The sequence below is a fragment of the Algibacter sp. TI.3.09 genome, from assembly GCF_038154905.1.
In the GTDB taxonomy this organism is placed as follows: domain Bacteria; phylum Bacteroidota; class Bacteroidia; order Flavobacteriales; family Flavobacteriaceae; genus Algibacter.
This window is the reverse complement of sequence record NZ_JBAKAN010000004.1, coordinates 95,504-113,737: the sequence shown is the minus strand read 5'-3', so window position 1 is coordinate 113,737 and position 18,234 is coordinate 95,504. Positions and strand designations below refer to the sequence as shown.

The window sequence follows — 18,234 nt, the reverse complement described above, 5'->3', positions numbered from 1 at the left end:
ATTTTATGGATAACACACTACTAGAAAGTCTACTTAAAGCCTTAGAGTTTTCGCCAGAAAACATAGAATTGCGATTTCAAATTGCAAAGCTATATTCTGATGCTTTAAATTATGAAGAAGCAGAAAAGCATCTATTATTTATTTTAGATAAACAGCCTACAGAAGCTCATAAATTTCTATTAGCAGAATGTTATTTTAAACAGAAAAAATACAATTTAACAGAGGTTATCCTCGAAGAACTTATTGAAAAAAATGAAGCGACTGCTTATTTAGAGCTTCAATGTTTTTGCTATATAGACCAAGACCAAAAGGAAGACGCACTTGCCACCTACCAACGTATTCTAGAAATTGACAAATCGTTTAGAAATGACGAATTTGAAAATTTATTTAGAATTCCGGTTGAAGATTTTGATGATGATTTTATAGATGAAGATGGTATATCTTTCCTAAGAAAACCAGACATTAATTTCAAAAATGTTGGTGGTATGGAAAAAGTAAAAGAGGAAATTGATTTAAAAATCATTAAGCCGCTTTTACATAAAGATTTATACAAAGCTTACGGTAAAAAAATTGGCGGAGGTATTTTACTTTATGGACCTCCAGGATGCGGTAAAACCCATATTGCACGTGCTACGGCAGGTGAAATTAATGCCAACTTTATAAATATTGGTATTAACGACATTTTAGATATGTGGATGGGAAGCTCTGAGAAGAACTTACACGAAATATTTGAAACTGCTAGAGCCAACACACCTTGCGTTATTTTTATAGATGAAATTGATGCCTTGGGTGCCAATAGAAATGATATCAATAAAACCGCAGGAAGAACCGTTATCAATCAGTTTTTATCAGAACTTGATGGTATTGATTCTGATAACGAAGGTATATTAGTTTTGGGCGCTACAAATGCACCTTGGTATATAGATCCAGCTTTTAGACGTCCTGGGCGTTTTGATCGTATTATTTTTGTAGCACCACCAGATGAAATTGCTAGAGAGGAAATATTCAAAATTGAACTTAAAGAGAAACCTACCGATAATATTAAATATCAAGATTTAGCTAAAAAAAGCAAAGAATTTTCGGGAGCAGATATTAAAGCAAGTGTAGATATTGCCATTGAGCAAAAACTACTCGAATCTTTTAAAGATGGCATACCAAAACCATTAACTACTAAAGATATTCTAAAAGCTTTTGGTAAAATGAAAGCTTCTACTAGAGAATGGTTTAATTCGGCAAAAAACTACGCGTTATACTCAAACGATTCTGGTTTATATGATGATATTTTAGTCTATCTAAAAATTAAAAAATAATGGACAGCCCAAATCTAGAACGCGGCATTCAGCTTTTTCAAATTGGTAGATATCAAGATGCTATCCCCTATTTTCAAACGGCTTTAACCGAAGACGTAAACAATAGTAATGCTAAATATTTTTTGGCACAATGCCTATTCCTTACTAAAGATTTAGATAAAGCGCTAAACTTGGCACTTGATCTTCGTGCTGAATTACCTAATTGGGCTAATGTTTACTTTTTACTATCTCAAATATATTTACATCAAGATGATGTAAAAGAAGCAGAAATAAACATCGATAAATCTCTGGAGTTAGATCCATACGATGATACCGCTTTTGGACAAAAAGCATACATTGAAATTACAAAAAAGAAGTTTGAAGCAGCTTTAAATTTTGCCAACGAAGGATTGCGAATTAATCCAAAAAGTAATTTCTGCCAAAATGCCCTAACTACGGCATTAACAAAATTAAATAGAAAAGAAGAAGCAAAATCGTCTATTGAAAACTTACTAGAAGACGATCCTGAAGACGCTCACTCGCACGCTAACGTGGGCTGGAGTTATTTGGAGCACAACGATACTAAAAAAGCATTAACGCATTTTAAAGAAGCCTTATCACTAGACCCAAATTTAGATTACGCTCGATCGGGAATGGTAACCGCTATAAAATCTAAAAACAAAGTTTACAACCTCTATTTGCGTTACTCCTTTTGGATGAACAAGCAGTCGGGAAAAAACCAATGGGTTTTTATTATCGGTATTTATATTGCTTATAAAATTTCAGCAAAGCTCATTGCAGCGTCGGGTTATACTTTTTTATTAATCCCGCTAATTATTGCATATCTTTTATTTGCTCTAGGCAGTTGGATTATGGAACCGCTTTCTAATATGCTACTTATTCTTGATAAATACGGCAAGTATTTATTAGACAAAAAAGAAAAACTAAGTGGTCAAATATTTTTCGCACTACTTGTTGGAGCATTACTCATGTTTTTAGGTAATGTTTTAACTAAAAACGATTATTTCACCATGCTAAGCTTAACCTGTTTAGCCGCTATTTTACCGCTAACTCGTGGTGTTTTGGCAAATACCGAAAAATCTAAAATAATAAACTTAGTTTACGGTGGCATTATGCTATTAGTAGCCATTGTATTATCGCTTACAGGTGGCTCTATTGCACATATTGGTATTACTGTTGGTGTTATGTTTATTGCATATACATGGCTGAGTAACTTTTTTACTAAATAATGAAAACTCTAATTCATCCCGCATATTTCCCGAGTATTGCTCATTTTGTAGCTATTGCAAATGTAGATGAATTGGTATTTGAAACCGATGATAATTTTTTAAAGCAAACCTATAGAAACCGCGCTTACGTATACGGCGCCAATGGTAAACTTACTTTAAATATACCCGTGATACACTCGCAAAAAAACAGGCAAAAGTATCGTGATGTTAAAATATTTAATGAAGAAAAATGGCAAAGCTTACATTGGAAATCTTTACTTTCAGCTTACAGAACATCTCCTTTTTTTGAGTATTATGAAGATGAGCTTCAACCTTTATTTGAAATGAAAACTGATTTTATTTTAGATTTTAATTTGAAGTGCTTTGAAACTATTACCGAGTGTTTACAATTAGACGTCAACACATCAAAAACTAAAACCTACCAAGAAGCTCCAGCAGATACTAATGATTTTCGGTTTTTAGTACACGCAAAAAAAGAACAGCCACAAAATTTTGAAACCTATACACAGGTTTTTAGCAACAAGCATGGGTTTATTCCTAATTTAAGTATTCTAGACTTACTTTTTAATGAAGGCCCAAATGCACTAAATTATTTAGAGTCTCAAACCATTATTACACCCTAATGTTACAGTCTATCGCACATTACGGTTGTCATTTCCTATTGCCTTTGGCTGTGGCGCTTATTTGGTTTAAACCGAATTGGAAAGTTGCGTATTTAATAATGATTGCAGGAATGCTAATAGATTTAGATCACTTGCTAGCCGATCCTGTTTTCGACCCAAACAGATGTAGCATTAACTTCCACCCGTTACACACGTATTACGCTTTGGCTGTTTATATCGTGTTGTTTTTCTTTAAGAAAACGCGACTAATTGGTCTAGGCTTAGTAATACATATTATTGCCGATACGGTAGACTGCTCTTTTATGTAAAAGACTATTACTTACAAAAACTGGTATAATCAAATTTAACACCCAAGAAACAAAATCTACTCACTTTCTAAACTCAGTGTTGTACTTATTGGATAATGATCGGAGAAGTGCTCGCTGTAGCTTTTATAACCATTAATCGCAAAAGCTTCATCGGTTAAAATAAAATCTATACGCATTGGTATAAACTGAAATTCGTGTGTGCGCCCAAAACCATTACCGGCTTCCTTAAAAGAATCGTTAAGATCTCCCTTTATTTTTCTATACACATAAGAAAAGGCGGTGTTATTAAAATCGCCACAAATAATCATTTTGTATTTACACTTATTTTTGTGTTCTAAAAACAATTCAGCTTGATTTTGTTGCTTTTTGAAAGCAGAACCTATACGCTGTAGAAGTCGTTCGGAATTTTCCTTTTTTAAGCTCTCTATTTTAGTATCGATACGAAGAGATTCTAAATGAATATTATAGACTCTAATGGTATCTTTTCCTTTTACAACATCGGCAAATATGGCGTTGTTTGCTGTTTTAGGAAACTCCACAGATCCGGAATTTATAATTGGAAAATTAGAAAAAATGGCTTGTCCGTATTTTATTTTTTTACCCGATAGTTTTTCGAACTTATATTTAAAACTAGACAGATTAATATTTTCGTGTGGATGATATTCTTGAATGCTCAATATATCGGGATCTTCGGCTTTTATAAAATCTACAATATTTACTTCCACCTGCTCTTCTGGAATCCATTTATAAAGATTAAACAAACGAACATTATAGTTCATGACTTTAAAATTTTGATCGGATTCTATTTTTTTAGATGGTGAAAACTTATATAAAGACCCAAAAGTTAAATACGCAAAAAGTAAAACCACTAAAGACGTTAATAGTTGTTTTTTTAACCTTACCAACCAATAGACCACAAAGAATGCATTGATAATAATTAAAAAAGATACGCCTAAATTTATTACGGATAAGAATGAAAATGTTTTTGGTGGCAAGTAAGGAAAAACCATTGAAAGCAATAATAGCATCGCCACAATACTGTTGACGATATATATTATTTTATTAATGAAACTTAAGTTTTTCATTTTTGCTTTATTTGACTTCTTTAGATACTCACTTTTTAATTAAATTAACTTTGCCCTTAGCAGATTTACCCGCGTTAGGGATTGAACGGCTTGTTTGAAATCCTTTTTGTTTTTGTGAAAAAACAAAAAGATTGAGTAGTGAAAGCCCGACCCTTTTCGGGTAACGCCCAAAACATTAATAACTACATTGAATTATTTACCTGCTCTAAAGAGCAATTCTTTTTCTTCGGCTGTTAAACTATCGTACCCACTTTTACTGATTTTATCTAAAATAATATCAATTTTTTTCTGATTATTAAACTGGCTAAAATCTGATTTTTTATAACCGCCTACCTTGCTTTTATTTTTATGAACCGTTTTTAAAGGTGCTTTTTTTGAAGGTTTAAACAAATTTGCAACCGCATCTGCCAAACGCTCGAAACCGCTACCAATATCGTTTCCTTTTACTAATTGTGTGGCATAAACATAACCTAAAAGTGCACCACCAAGATGCGCCAAATTACCACCTGCATTTAATCCGAATAAACCAACAACATCTAAAACCACAAGGCCAACACCAATATACCAAAGCTTAAGATTGAACATAAAAACACGCACATCTTGGTTAGGCATATAAGCACACAAGAAAATTAACAAAGAGCGAACAGCTGCCGAAGCACCAACTAAACTTGAGTTACCTCCAAAAAAACTAGGCAATAATGCATAACCTAAAAGAAACATAGCACCACCACTAATGGCTCCTAAAAAATAAATATTTAGGGCTCTTTTAGGACTAAATAGGTTTAAAAACATACGCGCAATAACGTATAACCAAAGCATGTTGAATAGTAAGTGTAAAAAATCGTAATGCACAAAAGCGTAACTCACTATGGTCCATGGATTCACTAGAGCCGTAAAGGCATTGCTAGGTAACTCGAACCACCTTAGAAATCTTGGCAGAACTAAACCTACTAGAAAAACAACAACATTAACCGCTATTATTTTCTCTAATATGTTAAGTCGTGATAACTTATATTTTATATCGGTAGTTAAACTCATTAGTTCCAACGGTTATTATTAAACTGTGTTTTTTTCCAATAATACATGATTAAAAATCCTGTAATTGCACCTCCAACGTGGGCCATGTATGCCGTATTACTTGGACTGAAAAACGACTGACCAGTAACGCCTGAAATTAAATCTAAAATAATGATTCCTGGGATAAAATACTTCGCTTTTATAGGAATTGGTAAAAAAATCATCATTAATTCTGCATTAGGGTTCATCATGGCAAAAGCAGCCATAATACCCATTATACAACCAGATGCACCAACCATACTCGCGTTAAACGCCGGATAAATTTCCTTAAGTAGTGTTATTTGAGATTGCGAGACTCCTGCTACAGTTTCATTATTGGTTAGCATAGCTTTGATACTCTCTGAAGATAAACCAGAATCTAACAATGCATTATAATCTGGTAAATATTGAAAATAGTAAAAACCAACTTGTAATAATACAGCACCTAAACCGGCAGAAATATAAATAAACAAGAAGCGTTTAGCTCCTAAAGTTTGCTCTACTGGCGAACCAAACATCCATAAAGCAAACATATTAAATAATAAGTGCGTAATACTCAAATTTTGGATATAACCACCACCATGCATAAACATGTGCGTGATTAATTGCCATGGTTTAAATAATTCGTTTTGAGGAAAATACATTGCGAACCATTGATAAAAACCACCATTCCCTATAAATAAGGTACCGATAAACATAATCACGTTAATAATTATTAGGTGTTTAACGGTTTCTGAAATTCGCATCATAATTTATATAAATTTTTTATCTAATTCGTCAACACTCATCGTTACAAATGTTGTTCTATTAGTAGGCGAAACATTAGGTTCTTTACAAGCAAACAGTTTATTTACTAAATGTTCTTGCTCATCTTTTTGTAGAGATTGCCCTGTTTTTATTGCTAAACTTTTTGCCATAGATTTTGCAAGTAAATCGGTTGCCGAAAAATTACTGTCAGGCACTTCGTTTTCTACATCACTAATAAGTTGTTCTAGAATAATAGACACCTCACTTTCTGGAACGCCAACTGGAACGCCAATAATTTCTATAGACTCTTCTTTAACGTTAGAAAATACAAAACCGGTATGTTCTAAATCTTCTTTTAACTGAATAATAACAGCTATTTCTTGATTTGAAAAATGTAAATCTAACGGAAATAATAGTTGCTGACTTAAAGCGCCTTTGATAGTAAGATGCTGAAGGTAATCTTCATACAAAATACGTTGATGCGCTCTATGCTGATCGATAACCAACATACCAGATTTAATAGTACTCACAATATACTTATTGTGTAATTGGTATGTGGTGTGGGTTTTCTCAATATCTTTATCGAACATGGAAACCGTAGCTTCCTCGGTTTCGAAATGTACTTCGCTAAAATCTTGTTGCGTTTTTGTGCCTTTAGATTCTAAACCAACGTATAAACTCTCCCAACTTTCTGTCGGTTCTTTTTTATAAGAAACGGCTCTCTGTTTCACTGGAGCTTCATCCTGAAATGGATTAAAACTTCTATCTACTTCTATAGTTGGTGTGCTCGCTCTAGCAGATTCTTTTTTAAGCTCATATGGCGTATCTAAATTAGCATCGCGCTCAAAATCTAAAACTGGAGCAATGTTAAACTGCCCTAAACTATGTTTTACAGCCGAACGAAGTATGGCATACAACGTATGCTCATCGTCAAACTTAATTTCAGTTTTAGTGGGGTGAATATTGATATCAATAGTTTGCGGATCTACCGTTAAATTTAAAAAATAACTGGCGTGTGTTCCGTTTTTAAGCAATCCATCATAAGCCGATGCTATGGCATGATTTAAATAAGCGCTTTTTATAAACCTATCGTTCACAAAAAAGTACTGTTCTCCTCTCGTTTTTTTGGCAAACTCAGGTTTACCAACAAAACCAGATATTTTAAGCACTTCAGTTTCTTCTTCTACGGGCACTAATTTTTCGTTAGTTTTTGTTCCGAAGATATTTACAATACGCTGTCTGTAATTACTAATTGGTAAATTAAAGGCTTCGTTTCCATTATTGTAGAAAACAAACCCGATGCCTGGGTGCGCCAAGGCTACACGATGAAACTCGTCTATAATATGACGTAATTCTACGTTATCAGATTTTAAAAAGTTACGCCTAGCAGGAATATTAAAAAACAAGTTTTTAACTGAAACAGACGTTCCTTGCGGTGTTACAACCACATCCTGATTGGTAACCTTACTACCTTCCATAACGATGGTGTTTCCAACATCATCATGAGGTTGTTTGGTTTTCAATTCTACATGCGCAATGGCAGCAATACTAGCTAAAGCCTCGCCACGAAAGCCTTTGGTATGCAGCTGAAATAAATCTTCCGCATTTCGAATTTTAGATGTTGCATGACGTTCGAAACTTAATCGCGCATCGGTAGTACTCATTCCTTTACCGTTATCGATAACTTGAACAAGGGTTTTACCTGCATCTTTTATAATGAGTTTAATAGAGTCCGAGCCTGCGTCGATTGCATTTTCAAGCAATTCCTTGACAACAGATGCTGGACGTTGAACAACTTCTCCAGCAGCAATTTGGTTTGCGACATGGTCGGGTAAAAGCTGTATAATGTCTGCCATATAATTATTTAGAAAAGAATATAGATAAATCGAAATCGATGATAAATAAAAACACTAATAATAACACACCTACAATAATTAAAATGCGTCGGTTAGCATCACGATCTCTATTATGCTTTAATTCGCTTAAAGCATTGTTAAGTTTTGTTTTAAAGCCTTTATTTGGACCAACAGTGGTTCTGTATTCGTCAAACTTATGTTTTATTTCAAAAGGGTTTCCTTCACCTTTATCGTCAAAAAAACGAGGTGTATAACTGAATTTTTTATTTTTTCTTGCCTTTAAGATTCCCATAATTCTTGCGTTTTTAAGTGAAATGTATTACATGTATTTTTTTTCTAATAAATACATACAAATCAATAATAATACCAAAAATAAAATCAAGCTTTTAACGGGCATTGCACCGCGAACTTTTCTCTTACCCGCTCTATTTTCTTTCCATTGAGAAATATAGTCTTTGGTATTAGAGTCTTTGTTTACACTAGAATCTGCTTTCTTTTGTTCAGAAAAACGAGATTGATAATCAAAGGTTCTATGTTTACGTTGTTTAAACAAAATCTAGTGGTGTTATCTTTCAAAAGTACTTAAAAATAGGCAGAAATAGGGCTTAGAAATGCTAAAAATATCTAAAAGTTAGAAGCAAAAACTAGCAAACCCAACCGAATTAAAATATCAAATTCCAAAGGCGTTGATTAAAACACCTTTGGAATTTATTATAGTTTTATAAAAGGTATTAACTAATTCTGCGTAGTTCTGCCATTTTAATTGCAGCAATAGCCGCTTCAGTACCTTTGTTCCCGTGTTTTCCACCAGAACGATCTATAGATTGTTGCATATTATTATCGGTAAGCACACAGAAAATAACAGGAGTTTCTCCTTGCACATTTAAATCTTTAATCCCTTGTGTTACGCCATCACATACAAAATCGAAATGTTTGGTTTCGCCTTGTATTACAGAGCCAATAGCAACAATGGCATTAACCATTTGTTCTTGCATTTTTTTACATCCGTAAATAAGCTCGAAACTACCTGGCACATCCCAGCGTACAATATTCTCTGGGTCTACCCCATTTTCAATCAAAGCATTGTATGCTCCTTGATATAAACCTTCTGTAATAGTATCATTCCATTCTGAAACAACAATCCCAAATCGAAAGTCTTTCGCATTTGGGATTGTTGTTTTATCGTAATCCGATAAATTTTTATTTACTGTTGCCATATATGGTAAAGCTATTATTTGTTAGCCAACACCTGCGCTTTTCCGATAAACACATCTACAGTAGATGCTTCGGTAGCGTTTGGATATTTTTCTTTAATTTGAGTAAAGTAGTCTAAAGCTTTGTCAGCTTTTCCTAAATCTAGAGCAATAGCACCTGCTTTGTATAAATACATTGGTGTAGTATACTCGTTATCTCTCATTTTAACTGCTTTTTCGTAATACTCTAAAGCATCTTCTTTTTGGTTTAACTGTACAAAAGCATCACCTATGTTTCCTTTTGCTAAAGGCGCTAAAACTTCATCCTCGCTATCAAAAGCACTTAAATACTCTACAGCATTTTTGTAATCTTTTAATCTTAAATATGCTGTTCCTGCATAGTAGTTTGCTAAGTTAGCTGCATCTGTACCGCTATATTCCTCAATAACATCTAGCATACCAAATTTACCTTCACCACCAGTTAAGGCTAAGTTGTAAAGAGAATCTTTGGCAACACCTGTTACAGCTTGGTCAAAATATTTTTGTGCCTGAAACATATCGTTCATTGCATTTTCTTGCTTAGGTGCAGCTACAAATTCTTTGTATGCTAACGATCCTAAAACAACTAATGCTACAACACCAATAATAATAAAAATATATTTTTGATTCTTCGCTACAAAATCTTCTGTTTTAGAAGCTGTTTCATCAAGGGTGTTAAAAACTTCAGCCGTTGTTGATCCTTCTTCAATATCTTGTTCTTTCTCAACTTTCGTTTTCGGTTTGTAACCTCTCTTATTATATGTTGCCATTTTCTGTTTCTATTAATGTGGCGCAAAAATATAATTTTTCTTCAGAACTAAAAGGGTATTTATTTGATATTTTTCAATAATTTGCACTTCTTTTTAAGACTTTACCCTCTTTATGCGCTTTAAGTTGCTATTTATATGATTTTAAAATCACTTTCATTACTCAATTATAAAAATTTTGATAGCAAAACCTTTGCTTTCAACGAGAAAATTAATTGCATTGTAGGCAACAACGGCATTGGAAAAACCAATGTGCTCGATGCTATATATCATTTATCCTTCGGAAAAAGCTATTTCAATCCAGTAGCCACGCAAAATATTAAGCACGACGAAGAGTTTTTTGTGATTAATGGTGATTATGAAAAAGAGGAAAAACCAGAGAAAGTAATTGTAAGTTTAAAACGTGGCCAGAAAAAAATTATAAAACGCAACGGAAAAGCTTATGATAAGTTTAGCGAACACATAGGTTTTTTACCCTTAGTTATTATTTCGCCTGCCGATAGAGATTTAATTATTGAAGGCAGTACAACGCGTAGAAAATTTATTGATAGCGTAATTTCACAAAGTGACAATGCCTACCTAAATACATTAATTAACTATAATAAAATTTTAACGCAACGAAATGCACTACTTAAGTATTTTGCGCTAAACCACACCTTTAACAAAGACACTTTGGATGTGTACAACAGCCAACTAACAGATTTTGGAACTAAAATTTTCGAAAAACGTGATGCCTTTTTACAAGAATTCATCCCTATTTTTAAATCTAGATACGAAGCGATTAGCAATGGTAACGAAGATGTAGACTTAAATTACCACAGTGATTTGTTTGAAGATGACTTAAACACACTATTAAACAAGGCAATCAATAAAGATAAAGCGCTACAATATACAAGTGTTGGTATACATAAAGACGATTTGCATTTTAATATTTCGGGACACCCTATTAAAAAATTTGGAAGTCAAGGTCAGCAAAAATCATTTTTAATCGCTTTAAAACTGGCGCAGTTCGATTTTATCAAAGCACAAAGTGATGTAAACCCTATTCTATTACTCGATGATATTTTTGATAAGCTAGATGAACAACGTGTATCTCAAATTATTAAATTGGTTGACGACGAAAACTTCGGACAACTTTTTATAAGTGATACGCATGGTGAACGTACGGAAAATGCTGTTAAGCAAGTGCATCAATCTTACGAGATTTTCAAATTAGAGTAATCATACGTTCGTGGTTAATTTTTTTTCTTTCTTCGGAAGAATAACAATCTTGATAGTTTAATTTGAAGCACTGAGGTTCTCTCCAAGTTACAGCCATTTAGAAAAATAACCGGCTAAGAGCTCCTTCCACGTAAGTGAAACCTAAAATAAAGAAGCCAACATTAATTAACAACAAACAGCACTAGCTATAAACAATAGCCCAAGCTTATATTTTAATAAAATTTAAAGCTTTTAACACCAAGAGAATCGTTTAAAATATATAATTTTGGTACCTTTAAAATTGAAAGCTATCGATATTTTTTAATCTATTAGCCTTAATAATAAGAACAAAATAATCCTTGTTCCATTTAAAACATACACGCAACAAACCCTCATAATTTAACCTCATGGCAAAACGTAACAACGACAATATCAGTATTTCCGACGCATTAAAAGAATTTGTTGAAACTAACCGATTAGAAAAAGGTTTGGATAAAGTTAATGTATCTGATGCTTGGGCAAAACTTATGGGAAACGGTGTACACAACTATACCAGCTCGGTAACGTTAGAGCGAGAAACCCTTTACATACAACTAACCTCGAGTGTTCTTAGAGAGGAATTAAGTTATGGCAAACAAAAAATAATAGACATGCTAAACGAAGAGTTAGGAAAGGATATTATTAAAAAACTGGTTTTAAGATAATTAGACCAAAAGAATTAAAATAAAATATTTAAGATTATTTAGTTACTTATTGTTTTTTACATTATCTTTGGCACTTAATTATTTATAATACAAATTACAATGAGTAAAGGTACCGTAAAATTCTTCAACGATTCTAAAGGTTTTGGATTTATCACAGAAGATGACAACAACAAAGAACATTTCGTACACATTTCAGGACTTATCGATGAAATTCGTGAAGGTGATGCAGTTGAATTCGATCTACAAGAAGGTAGAAAAGGATTAAACGCCGTAAACGTAAAAGTAATCTAAGATTTATACTTTAACAATTACAACTTTAAAAGTCTGTCAATTTAAATTGACAGACTTTTTTTTGTTTGCTATTTAAGCAGAATAGACTTCGGTTTAAATTTGTGGCATCACTTTTGTATTACAGATAGTAATAATTTAATATTTAATACAATGAGTAAAGGAACAGTAAAATTCTTCAACGATTCTAAAGGATTCGGATTTATAACAGAAGAAGGTTCAAACAGTGAGCATTTTGTTCACATTTCAGGTTTAATCGATGAAATTCGCGAAGGTGATTTAGTAGAATTCGATTTACAGGAAGGCAGAAAAGGATTAAACGCCGTAAACGTAAAAGTAATTTAGTATATATACTAGTAAACTTTTTTTTAAACAAAAATCCCGCAACTTAGGTTGCGGGATTTTTTATGTATTACTATTTTTTAAAACACTCTTAAGGCATAGCCTTGGTTGAGTTTTTTTAATTAAAATTGCTCTCTACCAGCGAAGTGAAATTCACCTTCAATAGCTGCATTCTCGTCACTATCACTACCATGCACAGCATTTTCGCCCATAGACGTTGCATACATTTTACGAATAGTACCTTCAGCTGCATCTGCAGGGTTTGTAGCACCAATTAAAGTTCTAAAATCGTTTACTGCATTTTCTTTTTCTAAAATTGCAGCAACTATTGGACCTCTAGTCATGAATTCAACTAATTCTCCAAAAAATGGACGTTCGTTGTGCACAGCATAAAATGCTTCGGCGTCAGCTTTTGTCATTTGTGTTAATTTCATAGCTACAATTCTAAATCCTGAAGCTGAAATTTTTTCTAATATTGCACCAATATGCCCGTTTTCAACAGCATCTGGCTTTAGCATTGTAAATGTTCTATTTGTTGCCATTTTTATTTTTTTAAATTTCTGCAAAAGTACAGTTTTATATTTGTTTACACCTTAATAGGTTTGTAAAAGTTTTTGTTGCAATATATTACCCACACCTCGCATTTCCATAAGTACTGTTTTTGCTTCAAAATTAAATTTTAAAACACCAAAACTTAACTCAGGGACAACCTCTAAAACCCTTTGCTTATTAGGCTCTGAAGTAAAACCATTGTAAACATGCGTTAAACCGCTAGATGTAAAATCTACCAAAGGAAAACTAACACCTTCTATTTTTGTTTTAGAAAATTCTGAAATATGTCGATCTCCAGAAAGCACCATAACACTTTTTGCATTAGATTTTTTGATTAAAGACTTCAATTTATCAACTTCATGAGGGAAATTAGCCCATTTTTCAAAACCATGTTCTGCAGACAAAACCTGAATGCTACTTACAATTATATTAAAATCAGCATCCGATCCATTTAATTCGTCTTCAAACCATTGCCATTGTTTTTCACCTAAAACAGTTCCTTCTCCATAAACATTAGGCTCGAATCTTTTTCCGAGGCTTTTCGATTTTGTTAATGCTGTTCTAAAATAGCGCGTATCTAAAACTATAATTTTTATTTTTCCTTTAGGAGATTTCACAATTTGCGAACTATAAACTCCTTCCCTATTGCGTCGCTCACTATCTTGAGGCACATCTAGAAAATCTAAAAATAATTTCTGACTTCCCCTTTTTGCGTGAAACTCGACACCGCCATCATTTAAACCATAATCATGATCGTCCCATGTACCCGTAATTTCGGTTGTCTCTTTCAATGCTTTGTAACCACCATTGGCAAGTAAAGCACTATAATCAGCTTTCAGTTTTACCATATTATCTGTATCTGCATACACATTATCCCCTCCCCAAATCCATAAATCTGGCTTATGTTTTAGAACTTCAACCCAAAGTTTATTTTCTATATTTTGCTTATTGCAAGAACCAAAAGCAATGGTAGTATCATACTGAGTTTCTAATTTTTCACCACCTTCAAATTGTTGCGCTTTACATCCCCAAAAAACTGTAATTAAAATAAAAACACCATATATCAATCTTATTTTCATCAGCTTTACCGTTAATTTTTCTATAAAAGTACAAGATTCTATTTTAAGTCTATATTATTAAATTGTATCTTCGTTTCCTATGAAAAAAGAAGACATTACCAACATAAAACAACTATTATCTAGTCCTAAAAAAATAGTTATTGTTCCGCATAAAAACCCTGATGGCGACGCTATTGGATCAACTTTAGCGCTTTACCATTATCTTTTAAAAGGGAATCATAATGCGACCGTTATTGTACCAAATGACTATCCTACTTTCCTGAAATGGATTCCCGGAAATGATACGATTTCAGTTTACGATTATCAAACAAAAACGTGTAATAGTTTAATTGAATCTGCCGATATTATTTTTACTTTAGATTTTAACGCCTTCCATAGAACTGGAAATATGGAAACACCGCTTTCTGAAAGCAAAGCTCTAAAAGTAATGATCGATCATCACCAAGCACCAGATGATTACGCGACTTACATGTATAGCGACGTAAGCATGAGTTCAACTTGCGAAATGGTTTATAATTTTATTGACATGCTAGGCGATGCCAATTTAATTGATGCTGATACTGCAACTTGTATTTATGTTGGAATTATGACAGATACCGGATCGTTTAGGTTCCGTTCTACCACAAATAAAACACACGAGATTATAGCGAAGCTTATTGAAAAAGGAGCTGATAATACTAAAATCCATAATAACATTTACGACACAAACAGCTACGAACGTTTACAACTATTGGGTTGTGCTTTAAGTAACTTAAAAGTAGTTCCGGAATCGAGAACGGCATACATTACGTTATCTCAAGAAGAACTTAATCGTTTTAACTTCAAAAAAGGTGATACCGAAGGTGTTGTAAATTATGCCTTATCACTAAGTGGTGTTGTGCTTGCTGCTATTTTCATAGAAGATAAGCAAGAAGGTATTATTAAAATATCTTTACGTTCTAAAGGTGATTTCTCGGTAAACGAAATGTCTCGTGCGCACTTCCATGGTGGTGGCCATACTAATGCTGCTGGCGGGAAAAGCGACTTACCACTAGCTGAAACTATTGAAAAATTTATTAGTATATTACCTAGTTATAACGATGCTTTAAACAATGAATAAACTAATTGCCACAACCCTATTTGTCCTGCTTGTTTTTAATTGTAAAAGCCCAGAAGCGAGACAACCTATTTCTACAAAATCGGGATCGTATATCGACGCTTCTATCGCACTAAACAAAAAACGTTTTGCGAAAGAAAAAGCCGTTATTGAAAAAATAATGGAAGCCGATGATGACACCTATTTAGCCTCAGACACTGGTTTTTGGTATAAGTACCAAACAAAAACAGAAAGCGACAGCCTAAAAAAACCAGGCTTTGGAGACCTTATAAATTTTGACTACGATGTTAAAACCCTTAACGGAAACGAAATTTATTCTAAAGCCGATTTAAAAACGCAAAACTATGCTATGGATAAGCAAGAGCTTTTTACAGGCTTACGCCATGGCTTAAAACTCATGAAAGCTGGTGAAACAGTAACCTTTATTTTCCCTTCAGATCGTGCATACGGTTACTATGGAGACGAAAATAAAATTGGCCCAAACACACCTTTAATTTGTGAAGTTACCGTAAATTCTATTACCCAAAATCAAAACAACTAATATGTATTTATTAAAAAACGCTGTAAAACTCGTTCTGTTGACATTAGTACTTAACCTAACATCTTGCAAAGCGCAATACCCAGATTTAGAAGATGGCATTTATGCCGAATTTATTACCACCAAAGGGGTTATGGTTGCTAAGCTAAATTATGAAAAAACACCTGTAACGGTTGCCAATTTCGTTTCTCTGGCTGAAGGCGAAAACACCATGGTAGATAAAAAATTCAAAAATAAAAAATTCTACAACGGCATTATTTTTCATAGAGTTATAGATAAATTTATGATACAAGGTGGTGATCCGACAGGCACAGGTTCTGGTGATGCAGGTTACAAATTTATGGATGAATTTTCTCCAGACTTAAAACATGATAGACCAGGTATTCTATCTATGGCTAATTCTGGACCAAACACCAACGGTTCTCAATTTTTTATTACTGAAGTTCCTAAACCAAATTTAGACAACAAGCATAGTGTTTTTGGAGAATTGGTTATTGGTTTAGACATTCAAGATAGTATTTCTAATGTCGAAGTTGGCAGAAACAACAAACCTACAGAAGATGTTATTATTGAAGAATTAAACATTATTAGAAAAGGTAAAGCAGCTAAGAAATTTGATGCACCAAACATTTTTGTGAATCATTTTGCTGAAGCAGAACGCAAAGAAAAAGAAAAGAAAGAAAAAGCCGCTGCTATTTTAAAATCAACTAAGGATAAATTTATAGCACAAAAAGAAAAGGCAATCGCACTTCCTTCAGGGTTAAAATATTTAATTACAGAAAAAGGCACAGGAGAAAAATTACCAGAAACCGCAGAGTTAATAACGCATTACGCTGTTTATTTTGAAGACGGACAAATATTAGACACAAGTAAACTAGAAATCGCAGAAGCTTTAGGTGCCGTAAACGAACGCAAAAAAGCCCAAAACGGCTACCAACCTATTACTGCTGAAATTGGCCCGGATGCCAAAATGATTGCCGGTTTTAAAGAAGGCTTACAACAATTAAGCGTTGGTGATAAAGCCACACTTTTTATACCTTATCATCTAGCATACGGCGAATCGGGTAATCGAGGTATTCCAGGTAAAACCAATATTATATTTGAAGTTGAAGTTTTAGAACTTTTAAAATAAAGAATAAAAAACATGAATGAATACCAACCTATTTATTCACATTTTAACGTAACATAGAATTACAAAGAAACTTGGATTAAGCACCACTCCGAATTCTTTTTTAAATAAAACATAACATAAAACCAGTCTGAAACCCTTAATTTCGCACTGAAAAACAAAACCTATGCAACTATTAAAATTTGATTGGAATCCCGTAACAGGAATCGATATTATTGGGAATTTTAAAATTCATTTTTACAGCCTTATGTGGGTTACCGCCTTTGTTATTGGTTGGTATATTATGAAACGAATTTTTACTAAAGAAAAAATATCGTTAGAATATTTAGACCCTCTATTTATTTACACCGTGCTTTCTACCATGATTGGCGCACGTTTAGGACATGTTATTTTTTATCAATCGGAATTAATATCACAAGATTTTCTAAGTATTTTTCTTCCTGTTAAATTTAAAGGTGGCTTTGAGTTTACAGGTTTTCAAGGTTTAGCGAGTCATGGTGCGGCTATCGGAATTATTATTGGTATGTACTTATATAGACGAAAATATAATTACAAATCTATTTTATGGATTTTAGACCGTATTGTAATACCAGTGGCTTCGGGAGCTATTTTTATTCGTATTGGAAACTTTATAAACTCTGAAATTATAGGAAAAGTTACCGATTCTAGTTTTGGTGTTCGTTTTATTCAAGATGAATATTACAAAAATGAAATTATGCAACGTACAGGCATAAACGATGTTCAAGCAGCTTACAGTGCTGTTACTGATAACCCAACATTCAGTAGCTTATTAGAAGCCGTACCTTATAGACACCCAGCGCAATTATACGAATCGTTTTGCTACATTTTTGTATTTTTAATTCTTTTATATTTCTACGTGAAAACAGAAAAAAGAGACCAAACCGGCTTTTTATTTGGTTTGTTTTTAGTACTACTTTGGACAGTAAGATTCTTTGTGGAATTTGTAAAAGAAGCACAAGTTGATGAGCGTTCTACTTGGGCATTAAACACAGGGCAATGGTTAAGTGTTCCATTTGTACTTTTAGGCCTTTATTTTATGTTTATGTACAAACCTACAAATGCAGTAAAGTAA

22 protein-coding genes are annotated in these 18,234 nt (G+C 33.2%); 12 read left to right on the top strand and 10 right to left on the bottom strand.

Annotation, left to right across the window (positions count from 1 at the left end):
* Positions 1 to 5 precede the first annotated feature (5 nt).
* The 4 genes from V6246_RS13930 to V6246_RS13915 are packed head-to-tail and all read left to right on the top strand — an operon-like array spanning position 6 to position 3,470.
* On the top strand, positions 6 to 1,310 hold the full coding sequence (locus tag V6246_RS13930) for an AAA family ATPase (protein WP_341561038.1): 1,305 nt from the start codon (positions 6 to 8) through the stop codon (positions 1,308 to 1,310).
* A complete protein-coding gene (locus V6246_RS13925; protein WP_341561037.1) occupies positions 1,310 to 2,539 on the top strand; it encodes a tetratricopeptide repeat protein in 1,230 nt (409 codons plus the stop codon). The genes V6246_RS13930 and V6246_RS13925 overlap by 1 nt, the downstream gene beginning before the upstream one ends.
* Complete coding sequence (locus V6246_RS13920; RefSeq protein WP_341561036.1) at positions 2,539 to 3,162, top strand: WbqC family protein; 624 nt, start codon at positions 2,539 to 2,541, stop codon at positions 3,160 to 3,162. The genes V6246_RS13925 and V6246_RS13920 overlap by 1 nt, the downstream gene beginning before the upstream one ends.
* Entirely contained in the window at positions 3,162 to 3,470 is a 309-nt protein-coding gene (locus tag V6246_RS13915; RefSeq protein ID WP_341561035.1) for a DUF6122 family protein, read from the top strand. The genes V6246_RS13920 and V6246_RS13915 overlap by 1 nt, the downstream gene beginning before the upstream one ends.
* Positions 3,471 to 3,526: 56 nt before the next feature.
* Here V6246_RS13915 and V6246_RS13910 read toward each other — a convergent pair whose 3' ends face one another.
* The 8 genes from V6246_RS13910 to V6246_RS13875 form a co-directional block, all read right to left on the bottom strand.
* Entirely contained in the window at positions 3,527 to 4,555 is a 1,029-nt protein-coding gene (locus tag V6246_RS13910) for an endonuclease/exonuclease/phosphatase family protein (protein ID WP_341561034.1), read from the bottom strand.
* A 192-nt stretch (positions 4,556 to 4,747) separates the two neighbouring features.
* Entirely contained in the window at positions 4,748 to 5,593 is an 846-nt protein-coding gene (locus V6246_RS13905) for a rhomboid family intramembrane serine protease (RefSeq protein ID WP_341561033.1), read from the bottom strand.
* Complete coding sequence (locus tag V6246_RS13900; RefSeq protein ID WP_133969286.1) at positions 5,593 to 6,360, bottom strand: rhomboid family intramembrane serine protease; 768 nt, start codon at positions 6,358 to 6,360, stop codon at positions 5,593 to 5,595. Before V6246_RS13900 ends, V6246_RS13905 begins: the two co-directional genes overlap by 1 nt.
* Before the next feature lie 3 nt (positions 6,361 to 6,363).
* A complete protein-coding gene (gene mutL, locus V6246_RS13895) occupies positions 6,364 to 8,214 on the bottom strand; it encodes a DNA mismatch repair endonuclease MutL (protein WP_341561032.1) in 1,851 nt (616 codons plus the stop codon).
* A 4-nt stretch (positions 8,215 to 8,218) separates the two neighbouring features.
* Positions 8,219 to 8,506: a riboflavin synthase subunit beta gene (locus V6246_RS13890; protein ID WP_341561031.1), complete on the bottom strand. Its 288-nt coding sequence runs from the start codon at positions 8,504 to 8,506 to the stop codon at positions 8,219 to 8,221.
* A gap of 27 nt (positions 8,507 to 8,533) precedes the next feature.
* Positions 8,534 to 8,767 (bottom strand): hypothetical protein, encoded by a 234-nt coding sequence (locus V6246_RS13885; protein WP_341561030.1) that lies wholly within the window; start codon positions 8,765 to 8,767, stop codon positions 8,534 to 8,536.
* Positions 8,768 to 8,945: 178 nt separating this feature from the next.
* Entirely contained in the window at positions 8,946 to 9,431 is a 486-nt protein-coding gene (gene ribH, locus V6246_RS13880) for a 6,7-dimethyl-8-ribityllumazine synthase (protein WP_341561029.1), read from the bottom strand.
* Positions 9,432 to 9,445: 14 nt separating this feature from the next.
* Positions 9,446 to 10,216 (bottom strand): tetratricopeptide repeat protein, encoded by a 771-nt coding sequence (locus tag V6246_RS13875; RefSeq protein WP_341561028.1) that lies wholly within the window; start codon positions 10,214 to 10,216, stop codon positions 9,446 to 9,448.
* Positions 10,217 to 10,351: 135 nt separating this feature from the next.
* Here V6246_RS13875 and recF point away from each other — a divergent pair, with 135 nt between their 5' ends.
* The 4 genes from recF to V6246_RS13855 all read left to right on the top strand — a co-directional run bounded on the left by recF (position 10,352) and on the right by V6246_RS13855 (position 12,750).
* Positions 10,352 to 11,434 (top strand): DNA replication/repair protein RecF, encoded by a 1,083-nt coding sequence (gene recF / locus V6246_RS13870; RefSeq protein ID WP_341561027.1) that lies wholly within the window; start codon positions 10,352 to 10,354, stop codon positions 11,432 to 11,434.
* A 386-nt stretch (positions 11,435 to 11,820) separates the two neighbouring features.
* On the top strand, positions 11,821 to 12,117 hold the full coding sequence (locus V6246_RS13865; RefSeq protein WP_042499753.1) for a DUF721 domain-containing protein: 297 nt from the start codon (positions 11,821 to 11,823) through the stop codon (positions 12,115 to 12,117).
* Between the two features lie 99 nt (positions 12,118 to 12,216).
* The gene (locus tag V6246_RS13860; RefSeq protein WP_034044451.1) at positions 12,217 to 12,408 is read left to right on the top strand and encodes a cold-shock protein; all 192 of its coding nucleotides are present in this window, start codon (positions 12,217 to 12,219) and stop codon (positions 12,406 to 12,408) included.
* Positions 12,409 to 12,558: 150 nt separating this feature from the next.
* Complete coding sequence (locus V6246_RS13855) at positions 12,559 to 12,750, top strand: cold-shock protein (protein ID WP_042499758.1); 192 nt, start codon at positions 12,559 to 12,561, stop codon at positions 12,748 to 12,750.
* Positions 12,751 to 12,869: 119 nt separating this feature from the next.
* Here the strand turns inward: V6246_RS13855 and V6246_RS13850 are convergent, their stop codons facing one another.
* Both V6246_RS13850 and V6246_RS13845 read right to left on the bottom strand, forming a co-directional pair.
* Entirely contained in the window at positions 12,870 to 13,289 is a 420-nt protein-coding gene (locus V6246_RS13850; protein WP_042499761.1) for a nucleoside-diphosphate kinase, read from the bottom strand.
* A 51-nt stretch (positions 13,290 to 13,340) separates the two neighbouring features.
* Positions 13,341 to 14,378 carry an alkaline phosphatase D family protein gene (locus tag V6246_RS13845; RefSeq protein WP_341561026.1) on the bottom strand — a complete coding sequence of 346 codons (1,038 nt, stop codon included), beginning with the start codon at positions 14,376 to 14,378 and terminating at the stop codon, positions 13,341 to 13,343.
* 79 nt (positions 14,379 to 14,457) lie between these two features.
* Between V6246_RS13845 and V6246_RS13840 the strand changes: the two genes are divergently transcribed.
* The 4 genes from V6246_RS13840 to lgt all read left to right on the top strand — a co-directional run bounded on the left by V6246_RS13840 (position 14,458) and on the right by lgt (position 18,234).
* Positions 14,458 to 15,477 (top strand): DHH family phosphoesterase, encoded by a 1,020-nt coding sequence (locus V6246_RS13840; protein ID WP_341561025.1) that lies wholly within the window; start codon positions 14,458 to 14,460, stop codon positions 15,475 to 15,477.
* Positions 15,470 to 16,015, top strand: coding sequence for a gliding motility-associated peptidyl-prolyl isomerase GldI (gene gldI, locus V6246_RS13835; protein WP_341561024.1), 546 nt, complete (start codon positions 15,470 to 15,472; stop codon positions 16,013 to 16,015). The genes V6246_RS13840 and gldI overlap by 8 nt, the downstream gene beginning before the upstream one ends.
* 37 nt (positions 16,016 to 16,052) lie before the next feature.
* On the top strand, positions 16,053 to 17,144 hold the full coding sequence (locus V6246_RS13830; protein WP_341561023.1) for a peptidylprolyl isomerase: 1,092 nt from the start codon (positions 16,053 to 16,055) through the stop codon (positions 17,142 to 17,144).
* Positions 17,145 to 17,307: 163 nt separating this feature from the next.
* Positions 17,308 to 18,234 carry a prolipoprotein diacylglyceryl transferase gene (lgt, locus tag V6246_RS13825; protein WP_341561022.1) on the top strand — a complete coding sequence of 309 codons (927 nt, stop codon included), beginning with the start codon at positions 17,308 to 17,310 and terminating at the stop codon, positions 18,232 to 18,234.